The following is an 18,915-nucleotide window of genomic DNA, read 5'->3' on the forward strand; positions in this document are numbered from 1 at the left end:
AAAGGGAACTGTTATTGTCACGCCGACATTCCATCATCAGCCACTGACAATTTCCGGAGCCGGCCCTCCAGCTCGCCGGCAATGGCTTCGATGTGGTCGAAGTCTTCATCGGTGGGCGCCCAGCGTGCGGCTGCAAGGTCCACCCGCCAGGAGCCCTCTCCCGTGCGCAGATAGGCCTCGTAGGCGCCGGTAAGCACGGTTCCCTCCTGGAGGTAGTGACGGAGCGCTTCGGCTTCGTGGCCCTCCGGTGCCCGGCCACTGGCTTTGAGGATGCGCCACCAGGGAACACCGCTGCCGCAGTGGCTCATGACCGAGCCCACCTGCCTGGGTCCGCCCGATCCCACGAGTTCGGCGACGTCGCCGTACGAGACCGCGGACCCTGCCGGCACCAGCCTCACGAGGGCCAGTACCGCCTCCACATACTCAATCCGCATTGATCCAATGTAGCCGCAGTGGCGCTCCCGGGAATTGTCGGTGGCCCCCGTTAGCGTTGACGTATGAGCACCTGGAACACCCTTCCCCGCGCGGCCTTCGACCTCGAAACCACCGGCCGCAACTCGCGTGCCGCCCGGATTGTCACGGCGTCAGTCACTGTTGTGGACCACAAGGGCGAGGTCATCACCGAGCATGAGTGGCTGGCCGATCCAGGGGTTGAAATACCTACCGAAGCCAGTGATGTGCATGGCATCACCACTGAGCAGGCCAGGCGTGAAGGCAGGCCGGCCCGCGAGGTGACGCAGGAGCTCGCGGCGGTGCTGCAGGGGCTTTTCGACGACGGAACGCCCGTCATCGCGTTCAACGCCAGCTACGACTTCACGGTGCTCGCAGCCGAGTCGGCCCGCTATGGGGTCCCGCAGCTAACCCGGTTTCCGGTGCTGGACCCCTACATCATGAACAAGCAGGTGGACCGCTACCGCAAGGGCAAGCGCACCCTCACGGCCCTGTGCGAAGAGTACGGCGTGGTCCTGGACAACGCCCATACGTCGGCCGCTGATGCCCTCGCCACCCTGCGGGTCCTGGATGCCATGGCCGGGAAATTCCCGAAACTGAGCATGCCGGCCAGCCAGTTGCACCAGCTTCAGGTGGACTGGGCAGAGAGCCAGGCGGCAGATTTCCAGGGCTACCTCCGCAAGACCAAGCCGGCAGCTGTTATTGAAGGCGACTGGCCGGTGCTCCCGCCGCAGGACGCCACCACCGGCGGTTTCTAGCTCCAAGGACCGGGCGGCCGGTCCGAGATATATTTCACAGTCACATGGGTTCATAAGCCGGCTTCTTTCCGCGCTCCGAGGATTCGCTCTTGGAACCGCATAAGGCCTTGCAACAACGGACAGGTCAGCAAATGGCCGAATTTTGTTCGTAAACTAGTACCCATCAGCCGCACTTCTTCGTGACAGGGGCAGGAAACGCCCTAGTGAGACAATAAAGTTTTGCGGTCACCCCTGCCCCGGCCTTGCTTGACCAGCACCAGGCAGGTGCCAGGCGCCAACAGCGCAGCCTTGCGGCCCGGTTGACTTATGACTCAATGAAAGTGACAACCTGATGAAAATCAAAGCGATGAAGTGGCTGACTACCGCTCCCGTGGCACTAGCCCTCGCGGTTTCCCTCGCAGCATGCGGCGGCGGCTCGGGCTCCGCCGAGCCCAGCGGAACGCCCACGGACGCCCTGGCCGGCAGTGACCAGCAGACGCTGGACAAGTACACCACCGCCGACGTCACCCCGATCGATCAGATCGACAAGACAAAGCTCGGCCTCAACACTGAAGGCAAGCTCGAGGTGGGCACCCTCTCGGACGCCCCGCCGAACATCTTTATTGACCCCTCCGGCAAGTTCACCGGTTACGACAACGAATTGCTGCGCGCCATCGCCGGCAAGCTCGGCCTCGAGGTCGAATTCGTTGCCACGGACTTCTCCGCGCTCCTTTCCCAGGTGCAGACCAAGCAGTTCGACGTCGGCTCCTCCTCGATCTCCACCACGGACGCCCGCCGCGAGAATGTCGGCTTCACCAACGGCTATGACTTCGGCTTCATGGCAGTAGTTGCCAAGACCGACAGTGACATCAAGGGCTTCGCCGACCTCAAGGGCGACCTCCGCATCGGCGTTGTCCAGGGCACCGTCCAGGACGACTATGTCACCAACACCCTGAAGCTTGAGCCGATCCGCTTCCCGGACTACGCCACCGTGTACGCCAACGTGCGCAACGGCCAGGTGGACGCCTGGGTAGCTCCGTCGCAGCAGGCCACCGGACAGGTCAAGGAAGGCGACGGCACCGTCATCGCCGAGTCCGTCGTCAACACGCAGAACTTCACTGCCTACGCTGTTGCCAAGGAGAACCAGCCGCTGATCGACGCGCTGAACTCCGGCCTGGACGCCGTAATCGCTGACGGAACCTGGTCCAAGCTGACCAAGGAGTGGTACCCGGACCGCGAAACGCCGAGCGACTGGAAGCCGGGCAGCAAGGCCGCCACGGTTCCCCAGAGCTGATTGAGCCGGGACGTTCATGGATCTCTTGGATCAGCTGGCTGACACCTTCTTCAACTGGGAGGAAATGGCCAAAGTCATTCCCGCCCTGCTGATGGTCGGTTTGCCCAACACCCTGATACTGGCCATAGCCTCCGGTATCCTCGGTTCCCTGCTGGGGCTGGGGTTGGCCATGATGGGGATTTCCCGTAATGCGGGCGCCCGGTGGGTGGCACGCATCTACACGGACATCTTCCGGGGCCTGCCCGCCATCCTGGTGATCCTGGTCATCGGCATCGGGCTCAGTCCCATAGCCCGGGAAATCACCGGGTCCCGGAATCCGTATCCCCTGGGCATCCTGGCCCTGACCCTGGTCGCGGCCGCCTATATCGGCGAGATCTTCCGTTCGGGCATTCAAAGCGTGGAGAAGGGCCAGCTGGAGGCATCCAGGGCGCTCGGATTCAGCTACGGCAGCTCCATGCGCCTGGTGGTGGTGCCGCAGGGCATCCGGCGGGTCCTTCCGGCGCTGGTGAACCAGTTCATCTCGCTGCTGAAGGATTCCTCCCTGGTCTTCATGCTGGGGCTGGCTGCCTCTGACCGGGAAATCTTCCGGATCGGAAATGACGCCATGGCCAACACCGGCAACCTTTCTCCGCTGGTGGCTGCCGGGGTGCTGTACCTGATCCTGACCGTCCCGCTGACGCACTTCGTGAACTACATCGACCACCGGTTGCGTACCGGCAAGCCGGAGAAGAAGGAACCGGATGAGCTGGCAGCACCTATCGGTAAGGGGGCACAGGCATGACGGAATTCGCTTCCGGAACCCTGACCGGCAAGAACCTGCACCTCTCATTCGGCCACAACCATGTTCTCCGCGGCATTGACCTGCACGTGGAGAAGGGCACCACTGCCTCGGTAATCGGCCCTTCCGGCTCCGGTAAGTCCACCCTCCTGCGGGTGATGAACCGGCTGATCGAGCCCGACCAGGGCGACATCCTGCTGGATGGCCGCTCGGTCCTGAAGGACAACCCGGATGAACTCCGGCAGCGGATCGGCATGGTGTTCCAGCAGTTCAACCTGTTTCCGCACAAAACAGTGGTGGACAACGTGTCCCTGGCGCTGCGGAAGCTCCGGAAGCTGCCGCAGGAACAGGCCCGCGCCGAGGCCTTGGAGCAGTTGGACCTGGTAGGCCTGAAGCACAAGGCAGACGCGCGTCCGGCCAACCTCTCCGGAGGCCAGCAGCAGCGCGTGGCGATCGCCCGGGCCCTCGCCATGAAGCCGGAAGTGATGTTCTTTGACGAGGCTACGTCCGCGCTGGACCCTGAGCTCGTCAAGGGCGTCCTGGCGCTTATGACGGACCTCGCGAAGGGCGGCATGACGATGGTGGTGGTGACCCACGAGATGGGTTTCTCCCGCAACGTGTCAGACACGGTGACGTTTATGGACGCCGGCGTGGTGGTTGAATCGGGACCGCCGCAGCAGATCTTCAGCGAGCCCCGCACGGACCGCCTGAAGGACTTCCTCTCGGACGTTCTGTAGCTCCTGCCCCAGGCACAAAAAGAATCCCCGGTTGCATTGTGCAACCGGGGATTCTTTGTACCCAGCGGGTGAGACGTCCGACGGCGGGACTGGCCTGAGTTTCTAGCCTTGCGCGGCTGCTGCCGCCTTTGCTGCGGCCGGAAGTGCGTCGAAAATCCGGTTCATGGCGGCGTCGTCGTGCGCGGCGGACAGGAACCAGGCTTCGAAGACCGACGGCGGCAGGTAGACGCCGGACTCCAGCATCGAGTGGAAGAACGGCGCGTAGCGGAAGCTCTCCTGGGCCTGGGCGTCGGCGTAGTTATGCACGCCGCGGGCTGAGGTCCCAAAGGCCACCGAGAAGAGGTTGCCGGCGAACTGGATGGAGTGGTCCACACCGGCGGCGTCCAGGGCGCTGGACAGTGCCGAGGAGAGTTCCAGTGACCGGACATCGATGTAGGAGTAGACGTCGCGGGTGGCGTGGGTCAGCGTGGCCACACCCGCGGCCATCGCCACCGGGTTCCCGGAAAGCGTCCCGGCCTGGTACACCGGGCCGATCGGAGCGAGATGGTCCATGATATCGGCACGTCCGCCAAGGGCCGCCGTCGGCATTCCGCCGCCGATGACCTTCCCGAAGGTGAGCAGGTCCGGCGTCCACAGCTCGGCAGCATCAGGCGCACCGCCGGTGAGGCCCCAGTAGCCGGAGTAGCCGGTGCGGAAACCGGTGAGGACCTCGTCCACGATGAGCAGGGCACCGTGTTCGCGGGTGATGCGGGACAGGCCCAGGTTGAATCCTTCGCCGGGCGTGACAACGCCCATGTTGGCCGGCGCCGCCTCGGTGATGACGGCGGCGATGTTGGGTCCGTGGGCGGCGAAGGCTTCCTTGACCGCGGTGAGGTCGTTGTAGGGCAACACCAGGGTCTCGGCAGCAGTGGCTTCGGTGACGCCGGCGGAACCGGGCAGCGCGAGGGTGGCCACGCCCGAACCCGCAGCGGCCAGCAGCCCGTCGAGGTGGCCGTGGTAGCAGCCGGCGAACTTGATGATGAGGTTCCGGCCGGTGAAGCCGCGGGCCAGCCGGACGGCCGTCATGGTGGCTTCGGTGCCGGTTGACACCATCCGGACCCGCTCGGCGGCAGGGACGCGTTCCTGGACTATCGCCGCCAGGTTGGCCTCATCGGGGGTGGACGCGCCGAAGGACAGGCCGCGGTCCACGGCTGCGTGGACGGCCTCGAGTACGGCGGGGTGGGCGTGGCCCAGCAGTGCCGGTCCCCAGGAGCAGACCAGGTCCACATATTCCTTGCCGTCGGCGTCCGTCAGGTAAGGGCCTTTGGCGGAGACCATAAAGCGCGGAGTTCCGCCGACGGACCCGAAGGCCCGTACGGGAGAGTTGACTCCGCCCGGCATCAGCTGGCGGGCGCGGTCGAAGAGTGCCTCATTGCGAGGATTGCTGGAAGTCATGGTTCCTATTCTCTCAGCTACCCGGCGAGCAGTTCGGCCACCCTGGGCGCCACCGCCGTCCCCAGCAGCTCGATGGAGCGCATCATGGCGGAGTGCGGCAAAGGGCCGTTGCTGTACTTGAGGTCGAAGCGGTCCACGCCCAGGTTTTGTTTAAGCAGGGCTATCTTCCGGGCCACGGTTTCAGGCGATCCGACGTACAGGGCACCCTCGGGCGCGCACATGGCGTCGAACTCTCCCCTTCCGGCGGGTCCCCAGCCGCGCTCGGCCCCGAGCTTGTTCCGCAGTTTCAGCCAGTGCGGGAAGAGTTCCTCCCGGGCCTGCTCGTCTGTTTCGGCCACGTGGCCGGGCGAATGCGTGGCAACCTGCTGCATCGGGTGGCCGTACTTGGACATGGCTTCCCGGTACAGGTCCACCAGCGGGCGGAAGGCGCGCGGCTGCCCGCCGATGATCGCAAAGATGATGGGATAGCCGTACTGCGCGCACCTCAGCACCGATTCGGGTGTTCCGCCGACGCCGATCCAGGTGGGCAGCAGGTGCCGCTCCAGCGGCGGGTACACCGTCAGCCCGGAAAGGGCGGGCCTGGTGCGGCCTTCCCAGTGCACCGGCTTCTGCGTCCGCACCTTGTCGAACAGCTCGAGCTTCTCTTCAAACAGCACCTCATAGTCCGCGAGGTCCAGCCCGAACAAGGGGAAGGATTCAACGAATGAACCGCGGCCCAGCATCACTTCGGCACGGCCGTTGGAGAGGGCGTCCACAGTGGAGAACCGCTGGAAAACTCTTATGGGGTCATCCGAACTCAGGACCGTGACCGCGGAGCCGAGGCGGATCCTGGTGGTGCGGGCGGCAGCGGCGGCGAGGAAAACTTCGGGCGCGGAAACCGCATAGTCCTTGCGGTGGTGCTCCCCCACCCCAAAGGCGTGAAGTCCGACGGCGTCCGCCAGCTCTGCCTGCTCCAGCAGCTGCCGCAGTACTTGCGCATGCGACTGGGGGCTGCCGTCGCGGTGCTCCCCGATGTCGCCAAAGGTATTCAGGCCGATCAGGATGCGGCCCGTGCCCACCGGCTCTGTAGGACCCAGGACAGTGGCACCCGATGCGGGCGTTCCACCCGGAGCGGCCGGTTCCCGTCCGGCTCCGGCTGCAGCTCCGGCCCCTGGCAGTTCTTCACTCATCAGGACTCCTTCAGCCAGCCGGCCAGCTCAGCCGCCCAGTACGTCAGCACCATGTGGGCGCCTGCGCGGCGGATGCCCAGTACGGATTCGGTGATGGCTGCGCGCCTGTCGATCCAGCCGTTCGCGGCGGCGGCCTCGATCATGGCGTACTCCCCCGAAATCTGGTACGCGGAAACAGGGACCGGACTCATCGCCGCCACGTCGGCAACAATGTCCAGGTAGCTCATGGCCGGCTTCACCATCACCACGTCCGCCCCCTCGGCGAGGTCGAGTTCCACCTCACGCAGGGCTTCGGTGCGGTTGCCCGCGTCCATCTGGTAGGTGCGCCGGTCGCCTTTGAGCTGGGAGTCCACAGCTTCCCGGAACGGGCCGTAAAAGGCTGACGCGTACTTGGCGGCGTAGGCAATGACGGAGGTATTGGTGTGCCCTGCCTGGTCCAGGGCGGCGCGGATGGCTCCGACCTGGCCGTCCATCATGCCGGAGGGACCCAGCATGTGGGCACCGGCCTCTGCCTGCGCCACGGCCATTCGCGCGTAGATCTCCACTGTGCGGTCGTTGTCCACATAGCCCTCGGCGTCCAGCACGCCGCAGTGCCCGTGGTCGGTGAACTCGTCGAGGCAAACGTCGCTCATGATAACGAGGTCGTCGCCGACCTCTGCACGGACATCCCTGATCGCCTTGTTCAGGACTCCTTCGGGGTCCAGTGAGGCTGTCCCCTCCGCGTCCCGGCTCTCGGGGATGCCGAACAGCATGATGCCGCCGAGGCCCAGCTCCACCGCTTCTGCCGCTGCCCGCTTCAGCGTGTCCGTGGTGTGCTGGACAACCCCGGGCATCGAAGTGATGGGGTTCGGCTCGCTGAGGCCCTCCCGGATAAAGGCCGGAAGGATCAGCTCAGCCGGGGCGACGCGGGTTTCAGCGGTCAGCCGGCGCATGGCCGGGGTGGTGCGCAGGCGGCGGGGGCGTTCGCTCGGGAATGTCATGCTGTGTCCTTCATGGTGTCTGAAATCGGGTGATCCAACTGGCAGGTTTGGCGGCACGTCAGGGTGGTCCGCCGGCATTCCCGCCTGCGCCGAGTGCCGTTTCGACGGCGGCCACCAGCCCGCGGGGCGTGGGCTCAACGGCGGTTGCCGCAACGGCGAGGCCCAGCGCGGCGGCCTGTTCCGCCGTCGACCGTCCAATCACCACCAGGCGGCAGCCGTGCAGGGGCGAGAGGGCAGAGACCCGCCTGACGGCGCTGGGCGAAGCGGCCACCACTGCGTGGATCAGCCCGGCCGCGATATCGGCGGCGGCTGCTTCCGGCGCCAGGAGGGAGTACGACGGCGTCCGCCGTCCAGGTCCATCGTCCTCCAGCGGTATGGCCAGCCTGCGCTCCGCTGCCGCGGGATAGTCGACGGTGCAGTAGGCGGTCACTGCCGTGACGGTGCTGCCTGCCGCCGTCAGGCCCCCGGCGAGGCGTGCTGGTGCAATGTCCGCCTGGGGAAGTAGCACCTTGCCGGCGCCGGCGGGCCATACCTCCAGCAGTCCTGCGGCCGACTGTTCGTTCCGGGGCGTCAGCGCCACCGGCAGCCCGGCGGCTTCGAGGAGCCTGCGGCAGGCCGGTCCTATCGCGGCGGTCCGGGTACCCGCGGGGATCCATTGCCGCAGCGTCAGGCCCCGTTCGGCTGCCTTGGCGTTGAGCACGTGGACAGTGGTGGCGCTGCTGATCACCAGCCAGTCGTACGCGCCGGCACCGAGCGCATCGCAGGCCACATCCAGGGAGTGCTGGTCCGCGGCACGTTCAAAGTCGATCAGGGGCAGCAGGAGGGCCACGGCGCCGGCCTCCTCGAGGGCCGCCACGAGAGGCAGTGAGCGTTCGGGGCTGCGCGTGATCAGTACCCGGGCCCCGTCAAGCGGCTTCCCGCCCACAGGCCCGGCGACGGCGCCGGTTGCGCTGTCCGCCATGGTCAACCCTCCCCGCGCAGGGGGTGCCGGACAGGGCGGGAAGGCAATACCATTGCCGGCTCAGGAAGCCTGCAGGTCTGCAATATCGGCGGCACCTGCGGCGAGGAGGACCTCAGCAAGTTCGATGCCCAGCAGGGTGGCCCCTACTTCCGTGAGGCCGTCGGTGGCCCGCTTGTCCCGGACTGAAGCGGTGCCATCCACGGCACACACGACGGCCTCCAGGTGGAGCATGCTGCCCTTGCGGAAGGCGTAGGCGCCCACCGGTGCTGCGCAGCCGGCTTCGAGCCGGGCCAACAGGGCCCGTTCAGCGGTGACCGCAAGCCGGGTGTCGGGATCGTCCAGTGCGGCGAGTGCTTGCGCCAGCACTTCCCTGGATCCCTCGCCCGAGCCCGGCCGGGGCGGAGCGTCGGCCGTGCGGCATTCGATAGCGAGCGACCCCTGGCCTGCAGCGGGAAGCATAACGTCCGTTTCGAGGAACTCACTGACGGTATCCAGCCGGCCGATGCGCTCCAGGCCCGCTGCAGCGAGAACCACGGCATCGAGGTCGCAGGACTTCCCCGCAACCACCTGGTCGGTGGCGTTGCCCGGAAGGCCGGGCACCCGGCCCAGGCGGGTGTCCACGTTGCCGCGAATATCCACGATCTCAAGATCAGGCCGGGCGGTGCGGAGCTGGGCTGCACGGCGTGGCGAGCCCGTTCCTACAGTGGCACCGGAAGGGAGATCGGCAAGTTTGAGCCCGTCACGGGCACAGAGGACATCGCGGACGTCCACCCGCTTCGGTGTAGCCGCCAGGCTGAGCCCCACTGCGGCGCCGGTGGGCAGGTCCTTGAGCGAGTGGATCGCCACATCGCACTCGTCGCGCAGCAGCGCGTCCCGCAGGGCGGCGACGAAAACGCCCGTGCCGCCCATCTGGGACAACGAACCGGTGAGGACGTCACCGTCGGTCCGGATGTGGACGAGCTCCACGGCGAAGCCTCCGACCGCGGCGAGCTGGTCAGCGGTCTGCTGCGTCTGGGTCAGCGCCAGTTTGCTGGCGCGGGTTCCTATGCGGACTGTCACTGCTGCGGCGCTCCCGCGGCGGCGCCGGACTGGACAGTGCCGGACTGACTGGCCGCTGACTGGCCTGCAGCGGGTTCACTCGGGTAGGGATCGTGGCCGGTGCCTACGGTGGTGTCCGCTGCGGCAATGGTGGGCTTTTCACCGCGGAAGTTCGCGCAGCATCCCGGACGGCAGACGTCGTACCACGGGCCAAGGCCGGTCAGGGCAGGGCGGTCGCTGATGTTGTTGGCGACGGTACGTTCGGAAATCAGGTCCACCATGCCGTTGACGAACTTGCGGTGCGTGCCGGGCGTAGGGACGCGGGTGGCGGTGAGACCGAGGTTTGCGCAGGTCTCCAGGGCTTCCGTGTCCAGGTCCCAGACAACTTCCATGTGGTCGCTGACAAACCCGAGGGGCACAATAACGATGCCCTTGACGCCCTGGCCCGCGAGCTCCTCGATGGCGTCGTTGATGTCCGGCTCAAGCCACGGCACGTGCGGGGCGCCTGATCGGGACTGGTAGACAAGGGACCAGGGGGCAGTAAGGCCTGACTCCTCTTCCACACGCTTGATCACGGCGGCAGCGGTGGCGAGGTGCTGGGCAACGTACGCCGAGCCCTCTTCGAATTCGCGGGGCTCGTCCTCGGACCGGCCTGCCGCGTCCGCGTCCCGGGTCGGGATCGAGTGGGTGGCGAACAGGATCTGGACCGGCGCGTCGGGCGTGCCTGCAGCTGCGAGCTGTTTCCGGACCTCCGCCAGGCCTGCAGCGGTGCCTTCGATGAAGGGCTCCACGAAACCGGGGTGGTCGAAGTACTGGCGCACCTTGTCCACCTCGAGCCGGCCGTCCAGGCCTGTTTCCGTCAGTGCCATGCCAATGTCCTCGCGGTACTGGCGGCAGCTGGAGTAACAGGAGTAGGCACTGGTGGTGATCATGAGCAGGCGGCGGTGCCCGGCGTCGTACGCGTCCTGCAGGGTCTGCGGGATGTACGGGGCCCAGTTGCGGTTGCCCCACAGAACTGGAAGGTCGATGCCCTGGGCGGCGAGCTCTGCCTCAAGGGCTGCCTTGAGCTCGCGGTTCTGCTGGTTAATGGGGCTGATGCCGCCGTTGGCGCGGTAGTGGTGCGAAACTTCCTCGAGCCGTTCGTCCGGGATGCCGCGGCCGCGCGTGACGTTGCGGAGGAACGGAATGACGTCCTCCTGCCCTTCCGGCCCGCCGAAGGAAGCGAGGAGGACGGCGTCGTAGTTCTTCGGAGCCATCCGGCCGGCCTCAGTAACGGGATTCACGGCGGTAAGTTCTGCCGGGTCCCGTGCCTCGAGGGGGCTCATGCCAGCACCTCTGCAACTTCTGCCGGAGAAATGCGGCGTCCGGTGTAGAAGGGGATCTCCTCCCGGACGTGGTTGCGTGCTTCCGTGGCGCGCAGGTGGCGCATCAGGTCCACCAGGTCCACGAGCTCCGGCGCCTCCAGTCCCAGGATCCATTCCCAGTCGCCCAGGGCAAAGGAAGAAACTGTGTTGGAAATGACCTGCGGGAAGTCTCGGCCCAGCAGGCCATGATCACGGAGCATCTTGCCGCGCTCGGCGTCGGGCAGGATGTACCACTCGTAGGAGCGCACGAACGGGTAGACGCACAGCCACTCGGCCGGTGCGACGCCCCGGGAGTACGCGGGGGTGTGGTTCTTGGCAAACTCGGCCTCACGGTGCACGCCCATGGCGGACCAGACGATGTCGGTTCCGGCAAAGAGGGTGCTGCGGCGGATATCGCGGATGGCCTGCTGCAGCGCTTCCGGCTTGGGGCCGTGGAGCCACACCATCACGTCAGCATCTGCGCGCATCGCGGAAACGTCGTAGCTGCCGCGGTGAGTGACACCGGCCTGGGCGAGACGTTCAAGCAGGGCCTCGAAGTCGGCGGCAGCATCTGCACTGCGGATCAGCGCCTCGGAACGCTTGAAAACCGTCCAAAGGGTGAAAAACTGCTCGACTGATTCTTCGGTTTTAGTGACAGATTCGGCAGAAGTGTGGCTCATGGTTACAAGTTTGCCCCTTCGTACCCGTCAAGTCGAAACCAGCGAGTTCTACGGCGCGTAGAAGTGCTCAATGTCACAGCAGTGTCAGTTTTCCCGCGCTCCGGAAGCCGGACTAGGGATTCCGCAGACGGAAGAAGACCAGTCCGGCAGCACCGGCAACCCCTACCAGCCCGGAGCCAAGCCACACCAGGGCACTTTTCGGTTCCGGCTGCGCTTTGAGCGTCGCGCTGCTGCGGACAGGGTTGCCAGGGATGGCGGCGGTGTACGGCGTCCACCCTGCCCGGGTCTGCGGCACAGAGTAAATCGGCACGTATGCTGCCTGTCCGCCAACCGGAGCCGTCCCGGGCGCGGTAGGTTCACCTGCCGCGGCATCGGCCGCGGGCTGGTCCTTTCCCGTTACGGGGAGGTCACCGGCCACGGCTGATTCGGGCGAGGCAGGCTGTGCCGGCGTCGTCCCGCCTGACTCTGCGGCCACGTCCGGGGTTGCAGGGGTGCCGGGGGCCCCGGCGGCAGGCGTTTCCGGCACGGCAGCGGGGACTGAGGGCGCAGTGCCAGGCGCAGTCCCCGACGACGCGGGAGCGGAGGTTGCCGGGGCAGACGCCGCTGGGTGGCTGGATGAGGGGGCAGACGCCGGTGGGCGGCTGGCTGCCGGAGCGCTGGATGAGGGGGCGCTGGATGCCGGGGCGCTGGAGGTCGGAACCGGGGATGCCGTGGCAGTGGGCGCAGGCATTGGGGCCGGCTTCTCCGTAGCCGTCACGGCCGGCCGAAGGGCTGAGGGAACCGCGGACGCGGAAGGAGAAGCAATTGGGCCTGGACTGGCAGGCGGGGAATCCTTACCCTTGCCTGAAGGACCCTTGTTGACGTTCTTCCCTTCGCGGTTCCGGCCGGGCGCGTCCTCGCGCAATGCAGCAGACTGGCCCTTTAGCTGGGCCACCACCGGGAGGGATTGTGTGTCCACGGCAGGGACCGCGGGGTCACCGGGGTCGGGCGATCCCTCGGTGGCTTGGGACGCCGGGACGCCTGTGGCTAGAACCAGTACCGCTCCGATTGCAGCGGCTGCTGCGCCGCGTCGGATTCCCCCATTGGTACCGGTCCGGGACATGGAAAGCTCGGGCCTGTTGTGAACCATAGTCATCGACACTAACCATTTGGCCAGCCGATTTGAAAACCACTGAAGTGTGGAACGACAGCCCGGAACAGCAACGTTTTACACTGCTGTCCCGCTGACCAGCGACGACGCTCAGCTGGTCAGATTCCGGATTTGCGTCACCGTGTCGGACACCACTGCGGCGAGTCCGTTCCCGGCCACCCAGCCACCCACCACGGCGAGATCACCAGCCGCGTTGCACGCTTCCCGGATTGCCGTCACTTTGGCACGGTGTCCGACGGCCGCAAAAGGCAGGGAGCCGCGCCACCGGACAACGTCCCACTCCACAACGTCCTGCCGGCTGATGCCAACGTCCAGCAGGGCCGATGCATCGCGAAGCGACGCTGCCAGGAGCTCATCGTCAGTATCCGGCCCACCGGGCTGGTTGCCGGCGCCGTCAACGCGGCCGTAGGAGAGCCGGATGACATGCCGTCCGGAACCTGCGGCGGCCGCCAGCCAATCCCACTTGCCGGTGGCGTGCGTCAGGGCCTTTGCCTGGACGCCGGGAGTTTGCGGTGCAACGAGGATGCCGGTGCCGCGGGGACGGCGGTCCAGTTCGGGCTTGTCCAGGATCAGGGTGACGAGCTGCACGTCGGGCCCCGGGACCGGTTGCTTCCCAGCAATGGCCGGGACTGCTTTTTCCAGCAGTCCGACGGCGGCCGGACCCTCCACTGCCACCGCCAGCAGCCCGGCGTCGTACGTTTTTTCCCCGGCGCCTACGCGCCACCCTTCGGAAGTCCGGGAGACGGACGTTGCGCGCGTGCCGGGCAGGAGTGTCACGCCCCGACGGCGGAGGTCGCTGACCAGGGCGCCAACCAGGGTGTGCATGCCACCTTCCAGGCCCGCGACGGCGGCGCCAGCCTTGGCCGGACCGCTGCTGTTGCGCCGTTGGGAAGCCACGGCCGCGGCCAGGGAACCATGCTGCCGGAGTCCGGCGCGGAGCCCGGGGGCCACCATGTCGACGTCGAGAAGTTTCGGATCAGCGGAGTGGACGCCGCCCACAACGGGCTCTACCAGCCGCTCCAAAACCCGCCGTCCCATGCGTGCCCTGACAAGCGCGGACACACTGACAACGTCCGCGGCCGTGCCGATGGACGCAGGCAGGACCCTGTCCAGGGAAGCGCGGAGCGAGCCAAGCAGGCCCAGGGACCGGCGGACTTCGGGGTCCCAGGGGTTGGCCGGAATCCCCAAAACGCCGGTCTTGGGAAGTTCGCGCGGACCGTCCGGGAGCTGGACCCAGGCGCCGCCGGGCCGCGGCGCAACAATCCTGTCCGAAAGGCCCAGTTCCCCGGCGAGGTTCGCGACGGCGTCGGACCGGGTGGCGAACGACTCGGCGCCGCTGTCCAGTGTGAGGCCCGCTACAACATGGCTGCCCACGCAGCCGCCCCACTCCACGCTGGCCTCCAGGACTGTGACCCGGTGCCCGGCGGCGGCCAGCTCCCGCGCGGAGAGGAGACCTGAGATCCCGCCGCCCAGCACCAGCGCGGATTGGGCACCAGCCGGGTGAGTCGCCACCGCTACTCCGGCGAGATGGAGTGGATGAGCTCTACAACCCGGGTGAGGACGGCGGGGTCGGTCTCGGGGGGAACGCCGTGGCCAAGGTTGAGGACGTGTCCGGGTGCGGCTGCTCCGGCTTCGATAACCGAGCGGACGTGGGCTTCCAGGATTGCCCAGGGGGCGGAGAGGAGGGCCGGGTCGATGTTGCCCTGCAGCGGGACCGATCCGCCCAGCCTGCGGTTGGCCTCGTCCAGCGGCAGGCGATAGTCAACACCCACCACGTCCACGCCTACGTCCCGCATGGCGACAAGAAGCTCGGAGGTGCCGGTGCCGAAGTGGATGAGCGGCGCGCCCAGGTGCCGCACGTGGTCAAGGGCACGCGTGGATGCCGGAGCCACGAAATTTTTGTAGTCGGCCAGGCCCAGGGAGCCTGCCCACGAGTCGAACAGCTGCCCCGCAGAGGCGCCGGCCTGCAGCTGGGCCTGCAGGAACATGCCGGACGCGTCGGCTGCCCAGTTGGCGAGGGCACGCCAGGTCTCCGGGTCTGCGTGCATCATGGTGCGGGGCCCGAGGTGGTCGCGGGACGGCTTGCCCTCCACCATGTAGGCCGCGAGGGTGAAGGGAGCCCCGGCGAAGCCAATCAGCGGGGTGCTCCCGAGTTCGGCCACCGTGAGGCGGACCGCTTCTCGGATGGGTTCAAGCGCCTCCCAGGTCAGCTGCGGCAGGGCGGCAACGTCGGCGGCGGTCCGCACGGGCTTGTCCAGGACCGGACCTACCCCGGGCACGATGTCGACGCCGACGCCTGCCAGCTTCAACGGGATAACGATGTCGGAAAAGAAGATGCCTGCGTCCACGTCGTGGCGGCGGACCGGCTGGAGTGTGATCTCCGAAGCAAGCTCCGGCCGCAGGCAGGAGTCCAGCATGGCGATGCCTTCACGGACCTTGAGGTACTCAGGAAGGGAGCGCCCGGCCTGCCGCATGAACCAGACGGGGCGGCGGGATGGCTTCCCACCCCGGTAGGCCGTGATCAGCGGCGAGTCTGCGGTGCGGCCATCCACCAGTGGATGGCCTGCAGCAAGGGCGCCGGCAGCGGACGTGGCAGGGCTGGAAGTCATGCCTTCGATTGTGCCCAAAAACAGCAGTAAAAGATAACGACAGGCTGTCACGCGAGGGGCACCTGCCCACGCCGTGGCAGGAATCACAGCGCAGGCCGCCCGCTTCGGCGCCGGACAGTTGTTCTACCGAGGAACGAAAAAGCTATGATTGACCTGCTGTGGTTCTTTTCTCATTGGTGGCTACACACGCCGACATCGATCTTGAGACCGTTGCTCAGTTGAGCAACGGTGCTTCCGGGATCGCCACATCCGCTCTCTCCGGATCGCCGGCAGTGACGGGTGCGGTGGTCCTTGCCACCTGCAACCGGTACGAAATTTACGGCGAAGCCTCCCAGCCCGACGATGTCGAGGCCGCCCGCGCTGCCCTGGTCTCACAGATCAGCGAAGTCAGCGGACTGAGCGAACCGCTCGTCTCCCGCTCCTTCAGCACCCGCACCGGCCCTGAAGTAAGCCAGCACCTCTTCGCCGTCAGTGCCGGGCTGGACTCCGCAGTGGTTGGAGAGCGCGAAATTGCCGGCCAGGTACGCCGGGCACTCATCACCGCACAGCACGAAGGAACCGCCAGCTCCGGGCTGGTCCGGCTGTTCCAGGCCGCGTCCAAGACCGCCAAGGACGTCGGTGCCCAGACTGCCCTCGGATCAAGGGGGCTCTCCATCGTTTCCGTAGCCCTGGATCTGGCAACTGACCTTTCCGAGAACCCGGACTGGTCCGCCAAGAACGTGGTGGTCTTTGGTACCGGAGCCTACGCCGGTGCCACGATGGCCCTGCTGCGCGAGCGTGGCTGCACCGATATTTCCGTCTTCTCCTCATCCGGCCGCGCCGAAGGCTTTGTGGCCACCCGCGGTGGCACGGCCCTCGACGCCGAGTCGCTCCGCCCCGCCGTCGCTGCCGCTGACGTGATGATTGGCTGCAGTGGTTCTGACACCCGCGTCGAGGCCGACGAACTCGCCTTGGTGCGAGCGAATTCGCCGCAGCCGCTGATTGCCATCGACCTCGCCCTGACCCATGATTTCGACCCCGGCGTGGGCGAGTTGGACGGCGTTGAGCTGCTGACCCTGGAGTCCGTGCGCCTGGCCGCACCGCAGGAACAGGCTGAATCGCTCACCCAGGCAAGCGGCATTGTCAGCGGCGCTGCCAAGGCCTTTGAGCAGGAACGGGAGGCCCGTTCCGTGGATTCCGCGATCGTTGCACTGCGGCGGCACACCATGAACGTCCTGGACGCGGAGATGGAAAAGGTCCGTGCCCGGCACGGCTGCACCGCCGCGGCTGAGGAAGTGGAGTTCGCACTCCGGCGAATGGTCAAGCAACTGCTGCACGTCCCCACGGTGCGCGCCCGCGAGCTGGCCGCCAACGGCCAGCAGGACGAGTACGTCGCCGCCCTTGAGGCCCTCTACGGCATCACCGTGGAGCAGCCGGCAGCCCGAGCAGTTCCGCAGGCTGAATGCCCGGTGGACCACAGCGGCCTCGAAAGCGCCTGACCAGCCCTACCACCCCCGGTTGCGCCATCACTTTTGGTCCCCATGAAGCCCTTTTGGGGACTCCAAGTGATAGCGCAACGGCCTCAGTAGACGGGTTTGTTGGGCTCCACGTCACGCACCCAGGCGAGGATCCCGCCGTCGAGGTGGCTGACCCGCTGATAACCGGCCTTCTGCGCTGCGGCCAGCACATTCGCGGACCTGGTCCCGGCCTTGCAGAGGAACACGATGTCCCGGTCCTGCGGCAGCTCCTGCCACGCCTCGCCGGCAAGGATCCGTCCCTGCGGGATGAGCACGGCGCCGTCGATCCGAACGATGTCGTATTCGCCGGACTCCCGCACATCCACCAGCTCAAAGTCCTTCAGGCCGGCATTGCGCGACGCGAGCATGGTGGCCAGCTGGGTGGCGGTAACGGTGTGTTCCGTGTCCGCCTGCGCCGCCGGCGTGATGCCGCAGAACGCCTCGTAGTCCGTCAGCTCCGTGATGCGCTCCGCTGCGGGGTCCTTGGAGACACGGATTTCGCGCCAGCTGCCGCCAAGGGCGTCGAACAGTGCCACGCGGCCCAGCAGGGAACGTCCGACGCCGGTAATCAGCTTCACTGCCTCAGTCACCATCAGCGACCCCACCGCTGCGCAGAGCATGCCGAAGACGCCGCCCTCGCCGCACGAGGGAACAGAGCCTGCGGGCGGCGCCTCAGGGTAAAGGTCGCGGTACGTGGGCCCGTGCTTCTCCCAGAAGACACTCACCTGCCCGTCGAAACGGAAGATGGACCCCCAGACGTAGGGCTTGCCCAGGATCGCGGCGGCGTCGTTCACGAGGTAGCGGGTGGCAAAGTTGTCCGCGCCGTCCAGGATCAGGTCGTAGTCGGCGAACAGCTCCAAAGCGTTGGAGGCGCCAAGTCGCACGTCATGCAGCCGGACGTCCACCAGCGGGTTGAGGGCGGCGATGGCATCCCGCGCAGACTCAATCTTCTGCCGGCCCACGTCGGCCACCCCGTGGATGACCTGGCGCTGCAGGTTGCTGAGGTCAACAGCGTCGTCGTCGATGATTCCCAGCGTTCCCACCCCGGCGGCAGCAAGGTAGAGCAGAGCTGGAGAACCGAGCCCGCCGGCACCGATGACCAGAACCTTCGCGTTCTTGAGCCGCCGCTGCCCCAGCGCGCCGATTTCCGGAATGATGAGGTGCCGCGAGTAGCGTTCCACCTCGTCGGGAGTGAGCTCACCTGCCGGTTCAACCAGCGGATCCAGTGAAACAGTCGAAACATTTGCGGTGAATGTCGAAGCCATACTTCAATGTATGCCCCGGGATACCGCCGGGTCATATTACCCCGAAGTAGAGTGGGGGTAACTGCAAGGGAAAGAAGGACAACTGTGGTCCATGAAGCACGGGCTGACCGCCCGTCCGCAGCCGAACCGCAAACCGCCCCGCGCCCCGCCGGGCAACGGTCCGCCCGGCTTCCCAGGGACGAGCGACGCGCACAGCTCCTTTCCGCGGCACAGGAAGTCTTCGTGGCCAACGGCTACCACGGCGCAGCAATGGACGAAATCGCCGAGACGGCGCACGTCAGCAAACCAGTCCTGTACCAGCACTTCCCCTCGAAGCGGGAACTGTACCTTGCCCTGCTCGAAAGCCATCTGGCGTCCCTCACCGATCTGATGCTGGGGGCGCTGAACTCCACCACGGACAATGATGAACGTGTGCAGGCCGTTATGCGGGCCTATTTCCAGTTCATCGCCAACGATGACCAGGCCCACCGGCTCGTCTTCGAATCCGACCTCATCAACGATCCTGATGTCAGCGCGCGGCTGGAGACCTTTAACCGGACGTTTGCCGATGCCATAGCACGCGTCATCGCCGAGGACACCAAGCTTCCCCACCTGGAGGCAGAGCTGCTGGGCCGCGGGCTTGCCGGGATGGCGCAGGTCAGTGCCCGGTACTGGCTTGAAACCGACGGGAACCTGGACCTCAATGTGGCCAGCGACCTCATCTACCGTTTAGCTTGGCGCGGAATCTCTCGCTTCCCCAAAGAGTCCTAGACTACAAATAAGACATAACCCGAGAAACGTGAACCGGCTGGGAG

Annotated in this window: 18 protein-coding genes; 6 read left to right on the forward strand and 12 right to left on the reverse strand. The window is 66.5% G+C overall.

The features are described 5' to 3' along the window. Window positions 1–17: 17 nt before the first annotated feature. The gene (locus tag CXQ88_RS01430; RefSeq protein ID WP_104042382.1) at window positions 18–434 is read right to left on the reverse strand and encodes an MGMT family protein; all 417 of its coding nucleotides are present in this window, start codon (window positions 432–434) and stop codon (window positions 18–20) included. 63 nt (window positions 435–497) lie between these two features. Between CXQ88_RS01430 and CXQ88_RS01435 the strand changes: the two genes are divergently transcribed. The 4 genes from CXQ88_RS01435 to CXQ88_RS01450 all read left to right on the forward strand — a co-directional run bounded on the left by CXQ88_RS01435 (window position 498) and on the right by CXQ88_RS01450 (window position 3,996). Then, window positions 498–1,208, forward strand: coding sequence for a 3'-5' exonuclease (locus CXQ88_RS01435; protein WP_104042383.1), 711 nt, complete (start codon window positions 498–500; stop codon window positions 1,206–1,208). Window positions 1,209–1,539: 331 nt separating this feature from the next. Next, complete coding sequence (locus CXQ88_RS01440; RefSeq protein ID WP_104042384.1) at window positions 1,540–2,481, forward strand: ABC transporter substrate-binding protein; 942 nt, start codon at window positions 1,540–1,542, stop codon at window positions 2,479–2,481. 16 nt (window positions 2,482–2,497) lie between these two features. Then, window positions 2,498–3,262: an amino acid ABC transporter permease gene (locus CXQ88_RS01445; protein WP_104042385.1), complete on the forward strand. Its 765-nt coding sequence runs from the start codon at window positions 2,498–2,500 to the stop codon at window positions 3,260–3,262. Next, window positions 3,259–3,996, forward strand: a complete 738-nt coding sequence (locus CXQ88_RS01450; RefSeq protein ID WP_104042386.1) for an amino acid ABC transporter ATP-binding protein — start codon at window positions 3,259–3,261, stop codon at window positions 3,994–3,996. Before CXQ88_RS01445 ends, CXQ88_RS01450 begins: the two co-directional genes overlap by 4 nt. A 102-nt stretch (window positions 3,997–4,098) precedes the next feature. On the opposite strand, the gene hemL is transcribed toward CXQ88_RS01450, so the two are convergent. The 10 genes from hemL to hemE all read right to left on the reverse strand — a co-directional run bounded on the left by hemL (window position 4,099) and on the right by hemE (window position 15,360). Beyond that, window positions 4,099–5,430 (reverse strand): glutamate-1-semialdehyde 2,1-aminomutase, encoded by a 1,332-nt coding sequence (hemL, locus tag CXQ88_RS01455; protein WP_104042387.1) that lies wholly within the window; start codon window positions 5,428–5,430, stop codon window positions 4,099–4,101. 17 nt (window positions 5,431–5,447) lie between these two features. Beyond that, window positions 5,448–6,599, reverse strand: coding sequence for an LLM class flavin-dependent oxidoreductase (locus CXQ88_RS01460; RefSeq protein ID WP_258061644.1), 1,152 nt, complete (start codon window positions 6,597–6,599; stop codon window positions 5,448–5,450). Beyond that, entirely contained in the window at window positions 6,599–7,579 is a 981-nt protein-coding gene (gene hemB / locus CXQ88_RS01465) for a porphobilinogen synthase (protein WP_104042388.1), read from the reverse strand. The genes CXQ88_RS01460 and hemB overlap by 1 nt, the downstream gene beginning before the upstream one ends. A gap of 58 nt (window positions 7,580–7,637) precedes the next feature. Then, window positions 7,638–8,540: a uroporphyrinogen-III synthase gene (locus CXQ88_RS01470; protein ID WP_104042389.1), complete on the reverse strand. Its 903-nt coding sequence runs from the start codon at window positions 8,538–8,540 to the stop codon at window positions 7,638–7,640. Between the two features lie 60 nt (window positions 8,541–8,600). Next, window positions 8,601–9,599, reverse strand: coding sequence for a hydroxymethylbilane synthase (gene hemC / locus CXQ88_RS01475; RefSeq protein WP_104042390.1), 999 nt, complete (start codon window positions 9,597–9,599; stop codon window positions 8,601–8,603). Next, a complete protein-coding gene (locus CXQ88_RS01480; RefSeq protein WP_104042391.1) occupies window positions 9,596–10,903 on the reverse strand; it encodes a ferrochelatase in 1,308 nt (435 codons plus the stop codon). The genes hemC and CXQ88_RS01480 overlap by 4 nt, the downstream gene beginning before the upstream one ends. Next, the gene (gene hemQ, locus CXQ88_RS01485) at window positions 10,900–11,601 is read right to left on the reverse strand and encodes a hydrogen peroxide-dependent heme synthase (protein ID WP_104042392.1); all 702 of its coding nucleotides are present in this window, start codon (window positions 11,599–11,601) and stop codon (window positions 10,900–10,902) included. Before hemQ ends, CXQ88_RS01480 begins: the two co-directional genes overlap by 4 nt. Before the next feature lie 112 nt (window positions 11,602–11,713). Next, entirely contained in the window at window positions 11,714–12,736 is a 1,023-nt protein-coding gene (locus tag CXQ88_RS22090) for a hypothetical protein (RefSeq protein WP_146069159.1), read from the reverse strand. Between the two features lie 105 nt (window positions 12,737–12,841). Next, the gene (hemG, locus tag CXQ88_RS01500) at window positions 12,842–14,263 is read right to left on the reverse strand and encodes a protoporphyrinogen oxidase (protein ID WP_104042395.1); all 1,422 of its coding nucleotides are present in this window, start codon (window positions 14,261–14,263) and stop codon (window positions 12,842–12,844) included. 2 nt (window positions 14,264–14,265) lie between these two features. Further along, the gene (gene hemE / locus CXQ88_RS01505; RefSeq protein WP_104042396.1) at window positions 14,266–15,360 is read right to left on the reverse strand and encodes a uroporphyrinogen decarboxylase; all 1,095 of its coding nucleotides are present in this window, start codon (window positions 15,358–15,360) and stop codon (window positions 14,266–14,268) included. Between the two features lie 158 nt (window positions 15,361–15,518). On the opposite strand from hemE, the gene CXQ88_RS01510 reads away from it, so the two are divergent. Continuing rightward, window positions 15,519–16,838: a glutamyl-tRNA reductase gene (locus CXQ88_RS01510; protein WP_104042397.1), complete on the forward strand. Its 1,320-nt coding sequence runs from the start codon at window positions 15,519–15,521 to the stop codon at window positions 16,836–16,838. An 83-nt stretch (window positions 16,839–16,921) separates the two neighbouring features. Here CXQ88_RS01510 and moeB read toward each other — a convergent pair whose 3' ends face one another. Next, window positions 16,922–18,121, reverse strand: a complete 1,200-nt coding sequence (gene moeB / locus CXQ88_RS01515; RefSeq protein WP_104042398.1) for a molybdopterin-synthase adenylyltransferase MoeB — start codon at window positions 18,119–18,121, stop codon at window positions 16,922–16,924. A gap of 84 nt (window positions 18,122–18,205) precedes the next feature. On the opposite strand from moeB, the gene CXQ88_RS01520 reads away from it, so the two are divergent. After that, window positions 18,206–18,871, forward strand: a complete 666-nt coding sequence (locus CXQ88_RS01520; protein ID WP_104042399.1) for a TetR/AcrR family transcriptional regulator — start codon at window positions 18,206–18,208, stop codon at window positions 18,869–18,871. Window positions 18,872–18,915 lie beyond the last annotated feature (44 nt).

The organism is Arthrobacter sp. ZGTC412, from assembly GCF_002929215.1.
In the GTDB taxonomy this organism is placed as follows: Bacteria; Actinomycetota; Actinomycetes; order Actinomycetales; family Micrococcaceae; genus Arthrobacter.